The organism is Nocardioides ganghwensis (assembly GCF_014779655.1).
Taxonomy (GTDB): Bacteria; Actinomycetota; Actinomycetes; order Propionibacteriales; family Nocardioidaceae; genus Nocardioides; species Nocardioides ganghwensis.
On the sequence record NZ_JACXYX010000001.1, the window covers coordinates 1 to 19,710 of the forward strand.

General features: G+C 72.6%; 19 protein-coding genes. 13 read left to right on the forward strand and 6 right to left on the reverse strand.

Annotated elements, in window-relative coordinates; genetic code table 11:
• A partial coding sequence (locus tag IEZ24_RS00005) for an ABC transporter substrate-binding protein (protein ID WP_191192786.1) occupies window positions 1-964 on the forward strand: 964 nt, incomplete at its 5' end.
• A 51-nt stretch (window positions 965-1,015) separates the two neighbouring features.
• Here IEZ24_RS00005 and IEZ24_RS00010 read toward each other — a convergent pair.
• Window positions 1,016-1,786 (reverse strand): aspartate/glutamate racemase family protein, encoded by a 771-nt coding sequence (locus tag IEZ24_RS00010; RefSeq protein ID WP_129455347.1) that lies wholly within the window; start codon window positions 1,784-1,786, stop codon window positions 1,016-1,018.
• Window positions 1,787-1,917: 131 nt separating this feature from the next.
• On the opposite strand from IEZ24_RS00010, the gene IEZ24_RS00015 reads away from it, so the two are divergent.
• The gene (locus tag IEZ24_RS00015) at window positions 1,918-2,529 is read left to right on the forward strand and encodes a hypothetical protein (protein WP_129455346.1); all 612 of its coding nucleotides are present in this window, start codon (window positions 1,918-1,920) and stop codon (window positions 2,527-2,529) included.
• A 10-nt stretch (window positions 2,530-2,539) separates the two neighbouring features.
• On the opposite strand, the gene IEZ24_RS00020 is transcribed toward IEZ24_RS00015, so the two are convergent.
• Complete coding sequence (locus tag IEZ24_RS00020) at window positions 2,540-3,814, reverse strand: MFS transporter (protein ID WP_129455345.1); 1,275 nt, start codon at window positions 3,812-3,814, stop codon at window positions 2,540-2,542.
• A 53-nt stretch (window positions 3,815-3,867) separates the two neighbouring features.
• On the opposite strand from IEZ24_RS00020, the gene IEZ24_RS00025 reads away from it, so the two are divergent.
• Window positions 3,868-4,740: a LysR family transcriptional regulator gene (locus IEZ24_RS00025; protein ID WP_129455344.1), complete on the forward strand. Its 873-nt coding sequence runs from the start codon at window positions 3,868-3,870 to the stop codon at window positions 4,738-4,740.
• Window positions 4,741-4,760: 20 nt separating this feature from the next.
• Here the strand turns inward: IEZ24_RS00025 and IEZ24_RS00030 are convergent, their stop codons facing one another.
• The 3 genes from IEZ24_RS00030 to IEZ24_RS00040 form a co-directional block, all read right to left on the reverse strand.
• Window positions 4,761-4,997, reverse strand: coding sequence for a hypothetical protein (locus tag IEZ24_RS00030; protein ID WP_129455343.1), 237 nt, complete (start codon window positions 4,995-4,997; stop codon window positions 4,761-4,763).
• Between the two features lie 169 nt (window positions 4,998-5,166).
• Window positions 5,167-6,750, reverse strand: a complete 1,584-nt coding sequence (locus tag IEZ24_RS00035) for a dolichyl-phosphate-mannose--protein mannosyltransferase (RefSeq protein ID WP_129455342.1) — start codon at window positions 6,748-6,750, stop codon at window positions 5,167-5,169.
• Between the two features lie 56 nt (window positions 6,751-6,806).
• On the reverse strand, window positions 6,807-8,252 hold the full coding sequence (locus IEZ24_RS00040; protein ID WP_129455341.1) for a PhoX family protein: 1,446 nt from the start codon (window positions 8,250-8,252) through the stop codon (window positions 6,807-6,809).
• A gap of 99 nt (window positions 8,253-8,351) precedes the next feature.
• Here IEZ24_RS00040 and rsmI point away from each other — a divergent pair, with 99 nt between their 5' ends.
• From rsmI to IEZ24_RS00080, 8 genes are all read left to right on the forward strand, one after another.
• Window positions 8,352-9,182 carry a 16S rRNA (cytidine(1402)-2'-O)-methyltransferase gene (gene rsmI / locus IEZ24_RS00045; protein WP_129455340.1) on the forward strand — a complete coding sequence of 277 codons (831 nt, stop codon included), beginning with the start codon at window positions 8,352-8,354 and terminating at the stop codon, window positions 9,180-9,182.
• A complete protein-coding gene (locus tag IEZ24_RS00050) occupies window positions 9,169-10,083 on the forward strand; it encodes a TatD family hydrolase (RefSeq protein WP_129455339.1) in 915 nt (304 codons plus the stop codon). Before rsmI ends, IEZ24_RS00050 begins: the two co-directional genes overlap by 14 nt.
• Before the next feature lie 313 nt (window positions 10,084-10,396).
• Window positions 10,397-11,548, forward strand: a complete 1,152-nt coding sequence (locus IEZ24_RS00055) for a resuscitation-promoting factor (protein WP_275938083.1) — start codon at window positions 10,397-10,399, stop codon at window positions 11,546-11,548.
• Window positions 11,549-11,576: 28 nt separating this feature from the next.
• Window positions 11,577-12,446, forward strand: coding sequence for a 16S rRNA (adenine(1518)-N(6)/adenine(1519)-N(6))-dimethyltransferase RsmA (gene rsmA / locus IEZ24_RS00060; RefSeq protein ID WP_129455338.1), 870 nt, complete (start codon window positions 11,577-11,579; stop codon window positions 12,444-12,446).
• Window positions 12,443-13,333, forward strand: coding sequence for a 4-(cytidine 5'-diphospho)-2-C-methyl-D-erythritol kinase (locus IEZ24_RS00065; protein ID WP_165356087.1), 891 nt, complete (start codon window positions 12,443-12,445; stop codon window positions 13,331-13,333). The genes rsmA and IEZ24_RS00065 overlap by 4 nt, the downstream gene beginning before the upstream one ends.
• A gap of 173 nt (window positions 13,334-13,506) precedes the next feature.
• Window positions 13,507-14,004 carry a hypothetical protein gene (locus IEZ24_RS00070; protein WP_129455337.1) on the forward strand — a complete coding sequence of 166 codons (498 nt, stop codon included), beginning with the start codon at window positions 13,507-13,509 and terminating at the stop codon, window positions 14,002-14,004.
• Window positions 14,005-14,128: 124 nt separating this feature from the next.
• Complete coding sequence (locus IEZ24_RS00075) at window positions 14,129-15,667, forward strand: flotillin family protein (protein ID WP_129455336.1); 1,539 nt, start codon at window positions 14,129-14,131, stop codon at window positions 15,665-15,667.
• 194 nt (window positions 15,668-15,861) lie between these two features.
• Window positions 15,862-17,682: an ABC-F family ATP-binding cassette domain-containing protein gene (locus tag IEZ24_RS00080; protein WP_129455335.1), complete on the forward strand. Its 1,821-nt coding sequence runs from the start codon at window positions 15,862-15,864 to the stop codon at window positions 17,680-17,682.
• A gap of 101 nt (window positions 17,683-17,783) precedes the next feature.
• Here the strand turns inward: IEZ24_RS00080 and IEZ24_RS00085 are convergent, their stop codons facing one another.
• The gene (locus tag IEZ24_RS00085; RefSeq protein ID WP_129455334.1) at window positions 17,784-18,269 is read right to left on the reverse strand and encodes a MarR family winged helix-turn-helix transcriptional regulator; all 486 of its coding nucleotides are present in this window, start codon (window positions 18,267-18,269) and stop codon (window positions 17,784-17,786) included.
• A 209-nt stretch (window positions 18,270-18,478) separates the two neighbouring features.
• Here IEZ24_RS00085 and IEZ24_RS00090 point away from each other — a divergent pair, with 209 nt between their 5' ends.
• Entirely contained in the window at window positions 18,479-19,282 is an 804-nt protein-coding gene (locus IEZ24_RS00090) for a trans-aconitate 2-methyltransferase (RefSeq protein WP_129455333.1), read from the forward strand.
• Window positions 19,279-19,680: a VOC family protein gene (locus IEZ24_RS00095; RefSeq protein WP_129455332.1), complete on the forward strand. Its 402-nt coding sequence runs from the start codon at window positions 19,279-19,281 to the stop codon at window positions 19,678-19,680. The genes IEZ24_RS00090 and IEZ24_RS00095 overlap by 4 nt, the downstream gene beginning before the upstream one ends.
• Window positions 19,681-19,710 lie beyond the last annotated feature (30 nt).

Sequence of the window (19,710 nt, forward strand, 5' to 3'; positions counted from 1 at the left end):
GAACGACCAGTGGGCTGCTGAGTCCGACCCGGGTCGTCACCAGTACGCCGACGAGTTCGTCTTCAAGTTCAACCAGGACCAGGCCAAGGTCGACGAGATCATGCTGTCGGACAACGCCGACAGCCAGGCGGCCCTGGCGACCTCGCTGGGGTCGGACAAGTACAACGACGCCAACTCGCAGCTGGGCGACCGCCTGGTGCAGCAGACGTCGCAGTGCGTGAACACGCTGACGCCTGACTACACCAAGATCACCGAGATCGAGGTCCGCAAGGCCCTGGCCTACGCCTACCCCTACGAGGACGTCTGGATCGCCGGCGGCGAGGTGCCGGGTGTGACCCGTGTCCCCGCGAACTCGATCATGCCTCCCGGCATGGCGGGCAAGAAGGAGTTCCAGGTCGACGGTGAGCAGATCACCTACGACCCGGAGAAGGCCAAGGAGCTGCTCGCCGAGGCCGGCTACGAAGACGGCTACGAGATCACGATGGTCTACTACGAGGTCGACCCGCTGGCCAAGGCCACCCAGGACCAGATCACCAAGGGCTTCGAGGCCTCCGGCTTCAAGGTCACCGCGATCCCGGTCCAGGAGTCGCCGTACAACATCTGGCTCGACCCCGACAACAAGGTCAACAAGAAGCTGAACCTGCGTGGCGTCAACTGGTGCTCGGACTGGCCGGCCGGCTCGACGATGCTCCCGCCGCTGCTCAAGGGTGGGGCCGTCTACAACACCGCGCTGTTCGACGAGCCGTCGATCAACGACGAGATGGACGCCATCAACGAGCTCCCGCTCGAGGAGCAGGCTGACGCCTGGGGCGCGCTGGACGAGAAGATCATGACGGAGTACTTCCCGATCATCCCGACCGCGTTCCGCAACGAGCTGTTCGCCTTCGGCACCAAGATCGGCAACCCGACGGGCGATGGCTCGATCGGTGCGCCGAACTACAAGGACCTCTACGTCATGCAGTGATCCCGCCGACCTGCCGAGGGGTGGGGGCTCCCCGGACCGGGGAGCCCCCACTCACCGCGCGTGGTGGTGCTCGTGCGACTGGGGCGTCCACGCCCCCGACTCGTGCAGGCCCCCGCGCCACAGCGGCAGGGGCGCGTCGCCCACCGCCACCGCGAGGGCGGCGTCGGCGAGCAGCGTCGTCGTGTCCAGCAGCGGCAGCGGGGAGCTCGCAGGCGTGACCAGGGAGGTCAGCTCCTGGCAGCCCAGGACGACGGCCTGGCACCCCTCGCGGCGCAGGCCCTCGAGGATCCCGAGCACCACGTCGCGTGACTGCAGGGAGTACCTGCCGTGGACGAGCTCGTCGAAGATGATCGAGTGGAGCGTCGTCTCCTCCCACAGCGGCAACGGGACCGCTGAGATGCCCATCGGCGCGAGGTGGTCGGCGTAGCGCGCCCACCCCAGGGTCCACCTCGTGCCCAGGACGCCCACCCTGGCGAAGCCGAGGCGCTGGGCCTCGGCTGCGACGACCGGTGCGGCGTGGAGCCCCGGGATGGCCAGCTCGGCGCCGGGAGCCTCGAGGGGGACGTACGCGGTGTCGTCCGTGCACACGAAGAAGTGCGCCCCCGCCTCGCGCAGCCGTACCGAGCTCAGTGCCAGCTGGGTCCGGACGGTCTCGACGTCGCCGCGCTGCCAGGGCGTCGAGGCCGTGGCGAGCGGCGCCCAGCTCAACGTCAGCTCGGGGTGCGGCCGGGTGCCGAGCCGGGCAGCGCCGCCGGCTCGCACACGGCGCAGCAGCTCGGCGCCGCTGTCCAGGGTGGGCGCGAGAGCGCCGATGTGGAACACGGCTCAGCCGACCGGTGCGTGGGGCTGCGGGAGGTGCGGGGGCATGACGAGAGGTTGCGACAGGACCCTTGCGGTTCGCTTGCGGCGGACCTGGCTGCTCCCCGCACGCGCCTCCCGCTACCTTCTGGAGAGTGAGCGACTTCCAGCGCATCCTCGTGGTGAGCACGAACGCGGACGAGGCTGACGTCGCACGGGTGCGCAAGGGCATGGGCGTCGGCGCGATCGTGCTCACCGCACCGACCGCCGAGGGCAAGCGGATCGTGCAGGGGCTGCACCACGACGCGCACCCGGAGGTCCTGCTGGCGCCCGTACGCTTCCCGGACGTCGACCGCGGGCACCGCCTCGACGAGGTCGTACGCCGCCATGCCGTCGCCGACCGCTACCGCGACGTGGTCGTGGTGGCCGACCCGGCGACGATCACGCTCCTGCTGCGGGTCCTGGCGCCCGACCAGCTGCCCGCGTCGGGGCCTGTCACCGAGGTCGGACTGCCGCGCGGTCCGCGCCCCGTCCCGCTCGGCCGGGCGGCCCTCGGCGGCGTCGGGCTGGCGGTGCTGATGGGCCTGCTGTCCCTGGCGGTCCCGGTCTGGGTGCTGCCGACGATGGCCGCGGCTGCCGGACTGGTGCTCCTCGCGCTGCCCGGGCGCCGCTGGCTGGGGCAGTCCGTGCTCATCGCCGTGGCGGTCTCGCTGGGAGTGGCGCTGCTGGCGATCGCCGGGTCGGCCCGGTTCCCCGGCGCCTGGTGACCGGTGCGGCTCAGCCGGCGGGCGGCGCCAGCGCGGGCGTACGCCGCAGCACGACGACCATCGCGCACACGGTGAGCAGCAGTGCCGAGGCCAGCGCCACCACGCCCGGCCAGCCGGCGCGGCTCCACGCGGCGCTGCCGAGCCAGCCGTTGACCGACGCGCCGACGTAGTAGGCGAACGCGTAGAACGCGGCCGCCTGGGCCGTGCCGACGCCGGCCAGGTGGGCCCGGGACGTGACCCATCCGCTGGCGATGCCGTGCACGCAGAAGAAGCCGACGGTGAGTGCCGCCATGCCGAGCACGACGACCGGCAGTGCGCTCGCGAGGGTCAGCCAGGTGCCGACGAGGGCGAGGGCGCAGCCGGCCGGGATGGTCCCGCGGCGGCCGATGCGGTCGGCGATCCGTCCGGACGCCGCCGAGCTCACCGAGCCGAGGGCGTAGACGAGGTAGACGAGGCTGATCGTGCCCACCGGCAGGTCGTAGGGAGCCGAGCTGAGGCGGAAGCCGAGCGCGTTGAAGACGGCGACCATGGTGCCGATGCCGCACGCGCCGAGGACGTAGAGCGCCACCAGGGCCCGGTCGGAGACCGCGGCCCGCGCGCCCGTGAGCACCGCGCCGGCGCCCGCGGGGCGGCGTACGAAGTGGCGCGAGGCGGGCAGCAGCCAGGCGACCAGCGCCGCGCAGGCCAGCGCGAAGAGCGCCGCGGCGGCCAGGCCCCGGCGCCACCCGGCCGCTTCGGCGATCGGGGCGGTGACCACCCGCCCGGCCATCCCGCCGAGGGCGGTGCCGGCGATGTAGAGCCCGAAGGCGCGTCCGTGCGCGGAGGGGTGCAGCTCCTCGCGGAGGTACGCCGTGGCGACCGCGGGCAGCCCTGCGAGGGTGACGCCCTGGACCATCCGCAGCCCGAGCAGCGCCTCCCACGAGGGCGCCAGCGCGCACGCGACGCCGACGACGGCCGCCGACCAGAGCGCCGCGTGGATCAGGGGGGTGCGGCCCACCCGCTCCGACACCGGTCCGACCACGAGCAGGGCCACGGCGAGTGTGGCGGTGGTGAGCGACAGGGCGAGGGTCGCGCGGGCCGGCGTGAGGTCGTACGCCTCCACCAGCTCGGGCAGCAGCGCCTGCACGTCGTAGAGCAGCACGAAGGTCGCCATCCCGGCCGCGAACACCGCCACCATCACGCGGCGGTAGCCCGCGCTGCCCGGACGGTACGGCGAGGCGCCGGCGTCCGTGCGGGGCAGGTCGGTGGTGGTCACCCGGTCGATGGTGCGCCTCGGGACGTCCATGCGTCCAATGTCATCGAGGTGTTCATGCCATGCATCGTGCGTATGATCGTGCCGTGCAGATCCGGGACCTGGCGTGGCTGGTGCAGCTCGGCGAGACCGGGCACGTCACCGCGGCCGCCGCCGCGCTCGGCACCAGCCAGCCGACGCTGTCGCGGACGCTGGCGCGCCTCGAGGACGAGCTCGGCGTACGGGTCTTCGAGCGCACGGCGACCGGGATCGATGTCACTCCCGACGGCAGTCTCGTGCTCGACGCGGCACGCGACCTCGTCGCCCGTCACGACCAGCTGCGGGCTGACCTGGCCAACCGTCTCGATCCCGACGCGGGCCTGGTGCGGCTGGCCTTCCTCGACTCGATGGCCACCACGCTGGTGCCGCGGCTGCTGCGCGCCTTCCACGCGGAGGCGCCCGGCGTGAAGGTCGTGCTGAGCCAGGAGCCCGCCCACCACATCCGCCGGGACCTCGACCGCGGCGTCGTCGAGCTCGGGCTCACGATGGACCGGGCCCCCGACCTCGGCTGGCTGCCGGTGCAGCGCGAGCGGCTCGTCGTCGTGGTCCCGCCGACGCACCGGCTCCGCCGCCGGACCCGGGTCGACCTGACGGAGCTCGGCGACGACGAGCTCGTGACCACGCCGCCGGGATTCGGGCACAGCGCGCTCGTGCGGGCCCTGCTGGACGAGGCCGGGGTCAGCCCGCCGGTCTCCTTCGAGAGCGCCGACCTGGCCACGATCGAGGGGCTGGTGGCCGCCGGCCTCGGCGTCGCGATCGTGCCGGAGGCGTTCGCCGGGCTGTCGGGCTCGGTCGGTCTCCAGCTCGCCTCGCCGTCGGCGACGCGCACGATCGGGCTCACGTGGCGCACCGAGCGACCGCTCGCGCCACCGGCGGAGCGGTTCGTGGAGTTCGTACGCAGCCGGGCCTGGGCCGACTGAGGGGCCCGGCCTGCGGGGGATCAGCCCTTGCGGGGCCCGAACAGCAGGCGGCGTCCCTTGGCGTTGCGCGGCTCCGGGACCGCGGGCGGGGCCGGAGCGGGCCACCATTCGAGGCTCGGGTAGCCGGCGCGGTTGAAACCCTCGCGGTAGACGAAGTTGTCGCCGCACGAGCACACCCAGCGCTCGCCGATCTCGTGCCCTTCGGGGGTGGGTGCACCCTCGGTCTGCAGGCACACATGGATCATCGTGTTGTCCATCTCAACGCTCCCTCCCGTGGCGTCGACCCCGGGACGCCGGGGTTGATCCATCGTCCTCGGGCGCCGTGGGAAAGAAAATGAGCGACTGGCGAATCCGCTCGATCTTGAGCGAACCTCCGCTGAACCTGCGGATTCGCCCGCCTGTGGACCGGACCGCTGGGCGCGGCCGTCAGATCCAGCGCTGGAACCAGATGCGGGCGTCCCACTCCGACTTCGTCAGCAGCTCGTCGGTCCAGATCGGCCAGAACCAGGCGAACGCGACCAGGGCGAGCACGGTGTAGCTGCCGGCCACCACCACCCCGAACGTACGCCGGGGTGTGGGCACGTCGGAGGAGCCGACCAGGTGACCCATCGCCAGCACGACCGACAGGACGAGGAAGGGCAGGCAGGTGATGGCGTAGAAGAAGAAGATCGGCCGCTCGTCGAAGGCGAACCACGGCAGCCAGGTGCTCGCCAGGCCCACGACCGCCACCCCGTGGCGCCAGTCCCGGGCGCCGATCCACAGCAGCAGCGAGGCCACCATCGCCAGGCACCCGCCCCACCAGATGACGGGGTTGCCGATGAGCAGGACCTGGCGGATGCAGCTCGACCCCGACGGCGCCTCGCAGCCCTGCGAGCCGGGCTGGATGTCGGTCTGGGCGTCCACCCCGACGGGTCGTCCCATCACCAGCCACGTCGACGGCCTCGACTGGTAGACGTGGGTCGAGTCGTCGAGGAAGTGGCTGTGGAAGGTGTAGACGTCCTGGTGGTAGGACCACAGCGACCGCAGGGACTGGGTGACCTCGCCGAGTCCCTCGGCGTCGGGCTCGCTCGCCGTCGGCCACGGGTCGTCGCCGCCGTAGGAGGTGTACTGCGTGTTGCTGAACGCCTCCTCGTAGGCCTCGGCGTTCATCAGCCAGCCGGTCCACGACGCGACGTACGTCGCCAGGGCCACGCCGACGAGGGCGACGAAGGCGGGGATCCCGTCGAGGAACACCGAGCGCAGCAGCGGCCGGCGCTCGCCGAAGGCGCGACGGGCGCCGGCGCTCCACAACCAGGCCAGCAGCCCGAAGGCGGCGAGGGTGTAGGCGCCCGACCACTTGGTGCCGCACGCGAGGCCGAACGCCACGCCCCCGACCAGCAGCCACGGCCGCCACCAGAAGAGCCAGCGGCTGCGGGCCCGCTCCGATGCCAGCCGGTCGCGCAGCCACTGCCGGTCGGCGACCACGCAGTGCACGCCGCAGAGCAGGAAGAACGCGAGGAAGATGTCGAGCAGCGCGAGCCGCGACAGCACGAGCTGCAGGCCGTCGACCGACAGCAGCAGGCCGGCGACGAGTCCGAGGACGGTCGAACCGGTGACCCGCCGCACGAAGCGGCACATCACCAGCACCATCAGTGCGCCGACGACGGCCGAGGCGGTGCGCCAGCCGGCAGGATCCATGCCGAAGACCTCGATGCCGCCGGCGATCACCCACTTGCCCACCTCGGGGTGCACGACCATCGACGGGGTGTCCTGGAACAGCCCCGTCAGGTCGCCGTTGAGGATGGTCTTGTCGGCCTCCTCGACGTAGGTGCGGACGTAGCCGAAGGTGAGCAGCGACCAGGCGTCCTTGGCGTAGTAGGTCTCGTCGAAGGAGAACTGGTGCGGGGTGCCGAGGTGCCACCGGCGCAGGAAGAAGGCCAGGCCCGCCAGGCAGATCGCCCCGAGCCAGCCGGCCAGCGGGTCCTCCGACCGCCAGCGCGGGCGATTCCGCTCGGCGGCAGTCGGGTTCACGCCGGAACTCTAACCAGAGGGCCCCGGCGTACGGGTCCGGCGGCGAGCGACCGGTGTCAGACCCCGATCGAGGCCCAGTCGCCCCAGATCGCGAAGGTCAGGCCGCGGCTGGCCTGGATGTTCACGAACAGGGTGTGGCCGTCCGGGCTGAACGCGGACCCCGCGAACTCGTCACCCTCGCGCCCCGCCATCGCGTTGCGGGCGATGGAGAAGAGGTCGCCCTCGGTGGTCAGTCCGCGCAGGTAGTTGCCCTGGTCGTGGTCCTCGCACAGCACCAGCGTGCCCCGCGGGCTGGTGGTGACGTTGTCGGGGAAGTCGAGCACGTCGCGGCTCTCGGACTGGTAGACGCAGCGCAGGGTCTGGGTGCGGGTGTCGTAACCCCACACCTGCCCCCAGCCGCGTCCGTAGCCGTTGACGTTGTCCGGACCGGTCATGGCCGGACCCCCGCCCTGGGTCGCGGTGAAGTAGACGACGCCGTCGTGGAAGACCTGGCCCTCGCAGCGCGAGAAGCCCGCGGCGCCGCGGGCCCGCCCCTGGTCGCCCACGAAGTTGATCGCGGTGTCGTTGCTCGTCGGTGCCGGCTCGCCGGGGGTGTAGGGGAACTCGACGTCGGGCTCGTCGATGTCGACCCACTCGACGTCGTGGACGGTCGTGGTGTCCTGGTGCGCCTCGAGGTGGGCCAGGGGACGGCCCTTGACCGCCAGCATCTGCAGCTGGCCGTTGTGGTCGAGGTTGCGGTGCCGGTCGCGCCGCGCGCGCGGGACGTAGCGGTAGAAGCCCGACGGGAAGGCGAAGTTGTCCTCGGTGAGGTAGAGGATGCCCTCGTCCGGGTCGTACGACACCGCCTCGTGCGCGAACCGGCCTGCCTTGCGGATCGGTCGCGGCTCGGCGAGGCCGCCCGCGGGCACCTCGAAGACGTAGCCGTGCCGCTTCTGCAGCGGCACGTTGGACGCGCCGGTGAAGTCGGGACCGACGTCGGGACCGTTGACGGTCTCCTCGCACGTCACCCACGCACCCCACGGCATCTCGCCGCCGCTGCAGTTCATCATCGTGCCGCTGAGGCTCGTGTAGGCGTCCTGCACCTCGCCGAACCTCGTCACCTGGATCGTGGTGGTGCCGGCGCCGCCGCGCTTGTCGTAGGGCTTGGTGGGACCGAACGCCGGCTGCGGGTTGTTGACCTCGTGGTTGCGCACCAGCAGCACCGACCCGCCGGGGCCCGCGAACGCGCCCATGCCGTCGTGCCGCCCGGGGAGCCGGGTGCCGTCGCGCAGCGTCACCGGCGTGCTCGTGTCGTGGAAGGAGCGGTAGGAGAATCCTGCCGGGAGGTCGAGGCGTACGACGCCGTCGCGGGCGTCCGGGACCGGCACGAGCGTGCCGACGGCTGCGCCTGCGAGGGCGCCGGTGCGCGAGAGCGCGGCGGCGTTGGCGAAGCCCGCGAAGGGGCCGGCGACGAGGGCGCCTCCCAGGGCTCCCTTGATGGCGGTGCGGCGGTTCAGCTGCATGGTGACGGGACCTCCGGCGGGAAGAGGAATGGATCTCGTCACGCTAGGCCCGCGGGCGCGGTGGCGGAACCCCGCTGGGCAGCATCTACGGTGAACCTCATGGAAGGCGTCCTGGTCCTCGCGGGCACTCCGATCGGGCAGTCCGGCGACGCGCCGCCCCGGCTCGCAGCCGAGCTCGCCGGAGCCGACGTGGTCGCCGCCGAGGACACCCGTCGGCTCAAGCGGCTGTGCGCCGACCTCGACATCACGCTGTCCGGGCGCGTCGTCTCCTACTTCGAGGGCAACGAGCAGGCCCGGACCCCCGCCCTGCTCGAGGCGCTGCTCGCCGGGGAGCGCGTCGTCCTGGTGACCGACGCCGGGATGCCGAGCGTGTCCGACCCGGGCTACCGGCTCGTGGCCGCCGCCGTCGAGCACGACGTACGCGTCACCGCCGTCCCCGGACCCAGCGCCGTGCTCACCGCGCTCGCCGTCAGCGGCCTGCCGGTCGACCGCTTCTGCTTCGAGGGCTTCCTGCCCCGCAAGGCGGGGGAGCGCGGCCGCCGCCTCGCCGCCCTGGCCGCCGAGGAGCGGACGATGGTGTTCTTCGAGGCGCCGCACCGCACCGAGGCCGCCCTCGCGGCGATGGCCGAGGCCCTCGGTGACGACCGCCGCGCGGCCGTCTGCCGCGAGCTGACCAAGACCCACGAGGAGGTGCGCCGCGGCCCGCTGGCCGAGCTCGTCGCGTGGGCCGCGGACGGCGTGCGCGGCGAGGTGACGATCGTGGTCGAGGGATCCAGCGGCGGCCCCGCCGTGGACAGCGACCCCGGCTCCCTGCGTACGGCCGTCGCCGAGCTCGAGGCCTCCGGCTCGACCCGCAAGGAGGCGATCGCCGAGGTCGCCCGGCGCGCCGGCCTGCCCAAGAGAGAGGTGTACGACGTTGTCCACCGCTGACCAGGGTCCGACCCGCAGCCGCGCCGCGACCGAGGAGACGTCCGGCGCCCGCCGCGACCGCGAGCGCCCGCCGTCGCCCGAGCCCCTCCCGCACCCGGTCGTCGACAACCACTGCCACCTCGACATCGCCGACGGCGACTGGGTCTCCACCGAGGACGCGATCGCGGCCGCCGCCGCCGTCGGGGTGCCCCGCATCGTGCAGATCGGCTGCGACCTGCCCGGCGCCAGGTGGGCCGTCGCCGCGGCCGCCGAGCACGACGCCCTCGTCGCCGGGGTCGCGCTGCACCCCAACGAGGCGCCGCGGCTCGCGGAGGCCGGACGCCTGGAGGAGGCGCTCGCCGAGATCGAGCAGCTCGCCGGGACCCACGACAAGGTGCGCGCCGTCGGCGAGACCGGCCTCGATCGCTTCCGACATGCGCAGAGTCGTACGGGCGACGCCGGCTGGGCCGCGCAGGAGGAGAGCTTCCGGCGCCACGTCGACATCGCCAAGCGCCTCGGCAAGACGCTCGTCATCCACGACCGCGAGGCCCACGACGACGTGCTGCGGATCATCGACGAGGAGGGGGCGCCCGAGCGCTGGGTGATGCACTGCTTCTCCGGTGACGAGGCCTTCGCCCGGCAGTGCCTCGACCGCGGCGCCCACCTCAGCTTCGCCGGGACCGTCACCTTCAAGAACGCCGCGCCCCTGCGCAACGCGCTCGCCGTCACGCCGCGCGACCGCGTGCTCGTGGAGACCGACGCGCCCTTCCTGACCCCGACGCCCTACCGCGGCCGGCCCAACGCGTCCTACCTCGTGCCCCTCATCGTGCGGGCCATGGCCGAGGTGCTGCACACCGACCTCGAGGAGCTGTGCCGCGCGATCGACGCCAACACCGAGGCCGCCTTCGGGGGCTCCTGGTAGGTCGTCTCGGCAGGCGTTCGACAGGCGTCCGGCAGGCGTCCGGCAGGCGTCCGGCAGGCGTCTCCGTGAGCGGGGACACGTACTTCTTCTCGCCTTCGAGTTTGCGTCAGGGGTCTTCGTCGTTATCGTCTTGTGATTGTTGGCCGGGATCGGGAGTGATTTCCGGCAGCACGTGGACCGGATCGGGCCGGTCCAGCGAGACCCCCGCTCGCACGTCGTACGGCTCCACGCACGCTCGAAGCATGGCTGCCGCGCACGCTCGGCCGGGGGGTGCTGCCGCCCGAGGCCCGGGGAGTACGACGTTCGGAGAATCGTGCGCTCTCGTCTCGCGCAGCTCAGCAGGTCCAGGCTCAACTCACGGGCAGTCCTCGCGACCCTCGTCGCGGTCATCGTGGCAGCCGTCGTCGGCACGACGGTCGGCTACGCCGCCCTCAGCAAGGACGTGACCCTCACCCTCGACGGGAAGACCCGCCAGGTCAGCGCCATCGGCGACACCGTCGCCGACGTGCTCGAGTCCGAGGGCATCGAGGTCACCGACAAGGACCTGGTCGCCCCGGCGGTCGACGAGACCGTCACCGACGGCACGGCCATCGCGGTCCAGTTCGGCCGCCCCCTCGAGCTGTCCGTCGACGGCGACACCCAGACCTACTGGGTGAACTCCACCGACGTCGCGAGCGCCCTGGGCGAGATCGGCCGCCGCTTCGACGGCGCCGACCTGTCCACCAGCCGCGGCTCCTCGATCGGTCGCGGCGGCCTGACGCTCGAGGTCGTCACGCCCAAGGTCGTCCACCTCAAGCTCGGCGCGAAGGACCTCCGCAAGCGGACGGTCACCGCGCTCACCGTCGCCGACGTCCTGAAGTCGATGGACTTCGAGGTCGACAAGCACGACAAGGTCACCCCCTCGCTCTCCACCGAGATCGCCGACGGCGACAAGGTCGTGGTCAAGGACATCCGGATCGCGACCAAGCGCGTCGCGCGCGAGGTCGTCGACGCCCCCGTCATCGAGCGCGAGGACGACAGCATGTTCGAGGGCGAGGAGGAGGTCGTGCAGTCCGGCAGGGACGGCGTCCGCAACGTCACCTACCGGCTGCGCTTCGTCAACGGCGAGCTCGTCGCCCGCAAGGTGGTCAAGGCCGACCTCCGCGTGAAGGCCGTCCCGACGATCGTCAAGGTCGGCACCAAGGAGGAGCCGGAGCCCACCACCAGCAACTTCGCCGGCGGCAGCACCGTGTGGGACTCCCTCGCCCAGTGCGAGTCGGGTGGCAACTGGGCCATCAACACCGGCAACGGCTACTACGGCGGCCTCCAGTTCAGCCTCAGCACCTGGCGCGCCTACGGCGGCCCGGGCTACCCCCACCAGCAGTCCCGAGAGACGCAGATCGCCATCGCCGAGAAGCTCCGCGCGGCGACCGGCGGCTACGGCTCGTGGCCGGGCTGCGCCGCCAAGCTGGGCCTGCCGACCTGATCGAGGCCCACCACTAGGCTTGCCCACCATGACCACGAACCCGGCCGGCCCGAGGCTCCTCGGGCCGGCCGAGGTGCGTCGGCTGGCCGCCGAGCTCGACCTGCGACCGACCAAGCAGCGCGGGCAGAACTTCGTCATCGACGCCAACACGGTGCGCCGCATCGTGCGCGAGTCCGCGATCACCGGCGACGACGTCGTCGTCGAGGTCGGCCCCGGGCTCGGCTCGCTCACCCTCGCGCTGCTCGAGGTCGCCCGCCGCGTCATCGCGATCGAGGTCGACCCGCTCCTCGCCGAGCGGCTGCCCGCCACCATCGCGGCGTACGCCCCCGAGCAGGTCGACCGGTTCGAGGTCGTGCTCGCCGACGCGATGCGCATCGAGGAGGTGCCCGGACCTCCGCCGACGGCGCTCGTGGCCAACCTCCCCTACAACGTCTCGGTCCCCGTCCTCATCCACCTCCTCACCCTGCTGCCCTCGCTCGAGCGCGGCCTGGTGATGGTGCAGGCGGAGGTCGCCGACCGGCTGGCCGCCCGCCCCGGCTCGAAGACCTACGGCGTGCCCAGCGTGAAGGCGGCCTGGTTCGCCGACGTACGCCGTGCCGGCGCGATCGGGCGCAACGTCTTCTGGCCGGCGCCCAACGTCGACTCCGGGCTCGTCGCCTGGACGCGGCGCGAGCCCCCGCGCACCACCGCCACCCGCGAGCAGGTCTTCGCGGTCGTGGACGCCGCGTTCGCCCAGCGCCGCAAGCAGGTCCGCGCCGCGCTGCGCGGGCTGGCCGGGTCGGCGGAGGCCGCGACCGCGGCGCTCGACGCCGCGGGCATCGACCCCACGGCGCGCGGCGAGGTGCTCGACGTCGGGGACTTCGCCCGGATCGCCGAGGGCCTGGCGGCCACCCGATGACGATCACCGTGCGCGCCGCGGCCAAGATCAACCTGCACCTCGCCGTCGGCGCGCCCCGCGAGGACGGCTTCCACCCACTCGACACCGTCTACCAGGCCATCGACCTCTACGACGACCTGTCGCTGTCCGCGGCCGACGAGGACTCCCTCGCCGTGGACGGCCCGCCCTACGTCGACCTCGACGGCATCCCCACCGACGCCTCCAACATCGCGGTGCGCGCCCTGGCCGAGGTGGCCTGCGCGGGCGGGCACGCGATGCGGATCAGCAAGCAGATCCCGGTCGCCGGGGGCATGGCGGGCGGCTCCGCCGACGGAGCGGCCGCCCTCCTCGCCCACGACCGTCTGCACGGTCTCGACCAGTCCGACGACGTCCTCCTCGCGCAGGCCGCACGACTCGGCAGCGACGTGCCGTTCTCCCTCGTCGGCGGTACGGCCCGCGGCCGTGGCCGCGGCGAGGTCGTCGAGCCTGTGGAGGACGCCGGCACCTGGTGGTGGGTCGTCGTCCCCTCCGGGACGGGCCTGTCCACCCCGGCCGTCTACCGGCACTTCGACGTCCTCCACCCCGACGCGCCGTCGCAGCCCGCCGAGCCCACCGAGCTCCTCGCCGCCCTGGCCACCCGGGAGCCCGTACGCCTCGCGCGCACCCTCCGCAACGACCTGGAGGAGCCCGCCATCGACCTGCGTCCCGAGCTCGGCGCCCTGATCGAGCGGGGCGAGCGCGAGGGCGCGCTGCGCGGCATGGTGAGCGGCTCGGGCCCGACCTGCGTGTTCCTCTGCGAGGGCCGCGACGAGGCCATGACCGTGGCGGCCGCGCTGTCGGCGACGTACGACGTGGTCCTGCCCGCGATGGGACCCGTCGCGGGCGCGCACGTCGTCACCACCGGCTGACCGCTGGCCTGGCCGCATCGGGGCCGGATCGGGGCCGGATCGGGGCCGGATCGGGGCCGGATCGGAGACGGGTCCCGACCGGGAGGCTTGAACCGCGGCGGACGGGGAAGCATCCCGCTATGTTGTGCGCGACGTCGACGACGACGTCGCACGGATGACCTGGGGGAGGCATCGTGACCGTGTTCCTGCTGGTGGGAGCCGTCGGCGTCGTGCTGCTCCTCGTCGCCCTGGTCGTCGGCGACGTCCTCGACGGGGCGCTCGAGGGGCTCAGTGCAGGCTTCTTCTCGACCGAGGCGCTTGCGGGCTTCCTCGGCGCGCTCGGCTTCGGCGGCGCGATCGCCCTGGAGACGACCGGGTCGACGTCGCTGGCGGTGGTCATCGGTCTCGTCCTCGGCGTCCTGCTGGGCGCCCTGGCGGCCCGGGCGTCTCGGTTCCTGCACGGCGACGGTGAGGGCGACACCGTCCGCACCTCCGACATGGTCGAGAAGATCGGGTCGGTCGTCAGCGCGATCCCCGAAGGCGGCTTCGGTGTCGTGTCGATCAGCGTCGGCGGCCACCTCACCCGGCTCAACGCCCGCTCGAGCACCGCCGTGCCCGCCGGCACCCAAGTGAGCGTCACCCAGGTCATCTCGCCCACGGCCGTCCAGGTCGAGCCGCTCTTCCTCCCCTGAACCCTCCTGATCCCGTCCTGATCTCCTCCTGTCATCTCCTCCTGTCATCTCCTCCTGTCATCTCCTCCTGTCATCTCCTCCTGTCATCTCGTCTCGTCTCGTCTCGTCGCTAGGAGCACCGCCCATGTTCGGTCTGTCCCCGGTCGTCACCTCCGTGATCGGCCTCCTCGTCCTCCTGGTGCTTCTCGCGCTGCTGGTCACCACCCGCTACAAGGTGGCCGGGCCCAACGAGTCGTTCATCGTCACCGGGCGCAAGGGCAAGGGCGAGGTGCGCAACCCGGAGACCGGTGAGATCTCCACCGACCTGTCCGGCCAGAAGGTCGTCATGGGCGGCGGCGTGTTCGTCATCCCGTTCATCCAGCGCCTCGCCACCCTCGACCTGTCCTCGCGGCGGATCTCGGTGCAGATCCGCGGCGCCGTCTCCGGGCAGGGCATCAAGCTCAACCTCGACGGCGTCGCGCTCGTCAAGGTCGGCGGCAACGAGGACTCCATCCGCGCGGCCGGCCAGCGGTTCCTGAGCCAGCAGGCCGAGATCGAGACCTTCACCCAGGAGGTCCTCGCCGGTGCGCTCCGCTCGATCGTCGGATCGATGTCGGTCGAGCAGATCATCCGCGACCGCGCGGCCTTCGCCCAGCGCGTCGCCGAGGAGTCCGAGTCGTCCCTCACCGGCCAGGGCCTGGTGCTCGACACCTTCCAGATCCAGGACATCACCGACGACGGCTCCTACCTCGCCGACCTCGGCCGCCCGGAGGCCGCCAAGCTCAACCAGCTCGCCTCCATCGCGGAGGCCAACGCCCGCCAGGCCGCCGAGCAGGCGCGGATCGCCGCCGAGCAGGAGATCGCCATCACGCAGCGGGCGCTGGCGCTGAAGAACGCCGAGATCAAGGCCGAGACCGACGCCGCCAACGCACAGGCCGCGGCCGCCGGCCCGCTCGCCCAGGCCGACCGCGACCAGGCCGTCCTGCTCGAGCAGGAGAAGGTCGCCGTACGGCAGGCCGCCCTCAAGGAGCGCCAGCTCGACACCGAGGTCCGCAAGCCCGCCGACGCCGAGCGCTACCGCGTCGAGACCGAGGCCCAGGGTCGGCGCAGCTCGGAGATCCTCGAGGCCGAGGCCCGCAAGGCGTCCTCCATCGCCAACGCCGAGGCCGAGGCCGAGAAGGCCCGCCTGACCGGTGAGGGCGAGAAGTCCCGCCGCTCGGCGCTCGCCGAGGCCGAGGCCATCGAGGGTGCCAAGCGCGGTGAGGCCGAGAAGGCCCGCCGTGTCGCCGAGGCCGACGCCCTCCGCGCCGAGGGCGAGGCGCAGGCCGCCGCCATCCTCGCCGCGGGCCAGGCCGAGGCCGAGGCGATGGACAAGAAGGCCGCGGCCTTCGCCGGCTACAACGAGGCAGCCGTGCTCCAGATGCTCATCGAGGTGATGCCCAAGGTGGCCGCAGAGCTGGCCCGCCCGATGGCCGGCATCGACAAGCTGACCGTCATCTCCGCCGACGGCGCCGGCGAGCTGCCCAAGCAGGTGACCACCAACTTCGTGCAGACCATGGAGCTGCTCAAGACGACCACCGGTCTCGACGTGGAGCAGCTGATCCAGAAGTACGCCCGCACCGACGGGTCGCACGCCCAGCTCGACGAGGCGTCGCCGGCGGTGGACGGCCAGCCGGTCCGCTGAGGTCCTCGTGAGCGGTGCGTGAGACACGTTCTGGAGCCTCGGAAGCTGTCCTGCCCACCGCCACCTCGGTGGCGCCGGGCTGAGCGGTGGGTGACGCAGGTCCTGCGGCCTCCGAAGCTGTCTCACTCACCGCTCGCGGCAGGGCGTACGCCGATCTGCGGGCGCTGGGCCGCACCTGAGAGGATCGCCCGGACATGGCGAACCTCATCAACCTCGAGCGCGTCTCGAAGTCCTACGGCGTGCGGCCTCTGCTCGACGACGTCTCCCTCGGCATCTCGGTGGGGGAGCGGGTCGGCGTCGTGGGCCGCAACGGCGACGGCAAGACCACCCTGCTCGAGGTGATGACCGGCCTCGAGCAGCCCGACGCGGGGAGGGTCTCGCGCACCCGCGGGATCGAGATCGGCTACCTGCACCAGGGCGACGAGCTCCTCGACACCCACACCGTCCGCGAGGCGGTGCTCGGCGGTCGGCAGGACCACGAGTGGGCCGCCGACCCGACCACCCGCCAGGTCGTCGAGGAGCTGCTCGCCGGCGTCACGCTGGACCGCGCCGTCGTCGGGCTCTCGGGCGGCGAGCGCCGCCGCTGCGCGCTGGCCGCGCTGCTGCTCTCGCGCCACGACCTGGTGATCCTCGACGAGCCCACCAACCACCTCGACGTGGAGGCGGTCGCCTGGCTGGCGTCCCACCTCATCGGCCTGCCGAGCGCGCTCATCGTGGTGACCCACGACCGCTGGTTCCTCGACGAGGTCTGCCAGACCACGTGGGAGGTCCACGACGGCGCGGTCGACGCCTACGAGGGCGGCTACGCGGCGTACGTCCTGGCGAAGGCCGAGCGCCAGCGCCAGGCGGCCGCCACCGAGACGCGGCGGCAGAACCTCGCCCGCAAGGAGCTCGCCTGGCTGCGGCGCGGCGCCCCCGCCCGTACGTCGAAGCCGAAGTTCCGCATCGACGCGGCCAACGCGCTGATCGACGACGTCCCCCCGCCGCGCGACCGGATGGAGCTGCAGCGCTTCGCCAGCCAGCGCCTCGGCAAGGACGTGATCGACATCGAGGACGTCGACCTCGCGCGGGGCGATCGGGTGCTGCTCGACCACGCCACGTGGCGCATCGGGCCGGGCGACCGGATCGGGATCGTCGGGGTCAACGGCGCCGGCAAGACCTCGCTGCTCTCGCTCATCTCCGGAGCGCTGCCCCCCGACGTGGGCCGCGTCAAGCACGGCCGCACGGTCGAGATGCAGCACCTCACCCAGGCGCTCGACGAGATCGACCCGGCGGCCCGGGTGCTGCCGACGGTCGAGTCGATCCGTCGGGTGACCAAGACCCTCGACGGCCAGGAGATCACCGCGACGTCGCTGCTGGAGCGCTTCGGCTTCACCGGCGACCGGCTCACCGCGCGCCTCGGCGACCTGTCCGGCGGCGAGCGACGGCGCTTCCAGCTGCTCAAGCTGCTGCTGACCGAGCCCAACGTGCTGCTCCTCGACGAGCCCACCAACGACCTCGACATCGACACCCTCAACGTCCTCGAGGACTTCCTCGACACCTGGCCCGGCACCCTGGTCGTGGTCTCGCACGACCGCTACTTCCTCGAGCGCGTCACCGACTCGGTGTGGGCGCTGCTCGGCGACGGGCAGGTCTCGATGCTGCCGCGAGGGGTGGAGGAGTACCTCGAGCGGAGGGCTGCTTCTGCTGCGTCCGCCTCCCTCGGCGCTGCCGACTCGGCGGCCGCTCCTGCGTCATCCGAACCCGCACCCATCACGGCGGCTCCGCATGACGCAACGCCGGCCAAGGCGCGCCCCGGCTCCGCCGAGGACCGCGCGGCCCGCAAGGTGCTCGCCAAGGTGGAGAAGCAGCTCGAGCGCATCGCCGCGCGCGAGGCCGAGCTGCACGCCGAGATGGAGGCCAACCTCAGCGACTACGACCTGCTCGCGCGGGTCGGCGCCCAGCTCGGCGAGCTCGCGGCCGAGAAGGAGGAGCTGGAGCTGGAGTGGCTCGAGGCCTCCGAGGTCGTCGAGTAGACACGCGGACACAACTCCCTCCGGCGCTGTGCGTCGAGCGTGGCGGTCGGCTCACCGTCGGACTTCTGTCCGCGCGTCTACACTCCGTCAGCTGAGCGGCGTCAGCTGAAGGGTGCCAGCAGCGAGCGCAGCAGTCCGGCGAGCCGGGTGCGCTCGGTGGCGGAGAGGTCGGCGAGCAGGTCGGCCTCCGCCGCCAGCAGCGCCTCGAAGGCCCCGTCGACGGCCGCCTTGCCCTCGGCGGTCAGCCGGACGAGCACCCCGCGACGGTCGTGGGGGTCGGGCAGCCGCTCGACGAGGCCGCGCCCCGTCAGGCGGTCGACCCGGTTGGTCATGGTGCCGCTGGTCACGAGCGTCTCGCGGAGCAGTCGGCCGGGGGAGAGCTCGTACGGGCTCCCGGCGCGGCGGAGCGCGGCCAGCACGTCGAACTCCCACGACTCGATGCCGTGCGCGGTGAACGCGTCGCGGCGGGCGAGGTCGAGGTGGCGGGCCAGGCGGCTGATGCGGGAGAAGACCTCGACGGGCGCGAGGTCGAGGTCGCCGCGCTCGCGGCCCCAGGCCTCGACCAGGTCGTCCACCTCGTCACGCATGGCGGCATTGTGCCAGATCGATCGAGAATCTTGACATCGAGACAGTTCTGGCAGAGGCTGGAGATGTCTCGACATCAAGACATCCGGCGTCCATCGCCCTGGTGCTCCGTTGCGAAAGGCCGCTCGTCGACGCCGCTTCACCGGCTGAACGCAGCGGACTACCGTCCGGGGGTGTGGACCGACATGGACCGACATGGAGGAGGACGCACATGAGCCACACCTGGGACCCCGACCGCTACCTCGCGTACGCCGACGAGCGCGGGCGGCCGTTCGTCGACCTGCTCGCCCGGGTGCCGGCCGAGCGTCCGCGGGTCGTCGTGGACCTCGGCTGCGGCCCCGGGAACCTCACGTCCCTCCTGGCCGAGCGGTGGCGGGGGGCGCAGGTCACCGGCATCGACAGCAGTCCCGAGATGATCGCGACCGCGCGCGAGATCGAGGGCATCGCGTGGGAGGTCGGCGACCTGCGCGACTGGGCCGCGCCGGACCCGCTCGCGCTGCGCGCACCGGCCGACGTGCTGGTGTCCAACGCGACCCTGCAGTGGGTGCCCGAGCACCTCGACCTGCTCCCCGGCCTGCTGGACCGCGTCGCGCCCGGCGGGTGGCTCGCGTTCCAGGTGCCGGGCAACTTCGACGAGCCGAGCCACACCGCGCGGACCGACCTCGCCGCGCAGGAGCCGTACGCCGCGCACGTGCGCGACGCCCGGGTGCCCGTCAGCCACGACCCCGCGACGTACGCCCGCGTCCTGCTCGACCTCGGCTGCGAGGTCGACGCGTGGGAGACGACCTACCTGCACGTCCTCACCGGGGAGGACCCCGTCTTCGAGTGGGTCTCCGGGACCGGCGCGCGGCCCACGCTCCAGGCGCTGCCCGACGACCTGCGCCCGCTCTTCGAGGACGAGTTCAAGGCACTGCTGCGCGAGGCCTACCCGGCCGATGCCGCCGGCCGCGTGGTCCTGCCGTTCCGCCGGATCTTCGTCGTCGCGCGCAAGCCGCACGGGGTGCTGGTCCCGTGAGGCTCCACCACGTGCAGGTCGTTTGTCCGCCCGGTGGCGAGGACGCCGCCCGGCGCTTCTACGCCGACGCACTCGGCATGACGGAGGTCGACAAGCCGGCCGACCTCGTCGCGCGCGGCGGCTGCTGGTTCCGGGCGTACGACGACTCCGGCAGCGTCACGGCCGAGCTGCACGTCGGCGTCGAGGACCCGTACGCCCCGGCGCGCAAGGCGCACCCCGCCTTCGTCGTCGACGGCTCTTCGGCAGGCTCCGGGCGCCGCCTCGACGAGGTGGCGGCCCGCCTGCGCGAGCTCGGCTTCGAGGTCGACGAGAGCCAGCGCACGACCTTCCCCGGTCACCTGCGCCTGCACACCTTCGACGCCCACGGCAACCGGGTGGAGGTCCTCCAGGCCGTCTGACGGCATCCATTTTGACAATGATTCTCATTA

Excerpts from the sequence above, each read along its gene's own strand:
- IEZ24_RS00020 (WP_129455345.1), bottom strand. The coding sequence starts at position 3,814 with ATGGACGTCCCGAGGCGCACCATCGACCGGGTGACCACCACCGACCTG.
- IEZ24_RS00030 (WP_129455343.1), bottom strand. The coding sequence starts at position 4,997 with ATGGACAACACGATGATCCATGTGTGCCTGCAGACCGAGGGTGCACCC.
- IEZ24_RS00040 (WP_129455341.1), bottom strand. The coding sequence starts at position 8,252 with ATGCAGCTGAACCGCCGCACCGCCATCAAGGGAGCCCTGGGAGGCGCC.
- rsmI (WP_129455340.1), top strand. The coding sequence starts at position 8,352 with ATGGAAGGCGTCCTGGTCCTCGCGGGCACTCCGATCGGGCAGTCCGGC.
- rsmA (WP_129455338.1), top strand. The coding sequence starts at position 11,577 with ATGACCACGAACCCGGCCGGCCCGAGGCTCCTCGGGCCGGCCGAGGTG.
- IEZ24_RS00065 (WP_165356087.1), top strand. The coding sequence starts at position 12,443 with ATGACGATCACCGTGCGCGCCGCGGCCAAGATCAACCTGCACCTCGCC.
- IEZ24_RS00075 (WP_129455336.1), top strand. The coding sequence starts at position 14,129 with ATGTTCGGTCTGTCCCCGGTCGTCACCTCCGTGATCGGCCTCCTCGTC.
- IEZ24_RS00080 (WP_129455335.1), top strand. The coding sequence starts at position 15,862 with ATGGCGAACCTCATCAACCTCGAGCGCGTCTCGAAGTCCTACGGCGTG.
- IEZ24_RS00085 (WP_129455334.1), bottom strand. The coding sequence starts at position 18,269 with ATGCGTGACGAGGTGGACGACCTGGTCGAGGCCTGGGGCCGCGAGCGC.
- IEZ24_RS00090 (WP_129455333.1), top strand. The coding sequence starts at position 18,479 with ATGAGCCACACCTGGGACCCCGACCGCTACCTCGCGTACGCCGACGAG.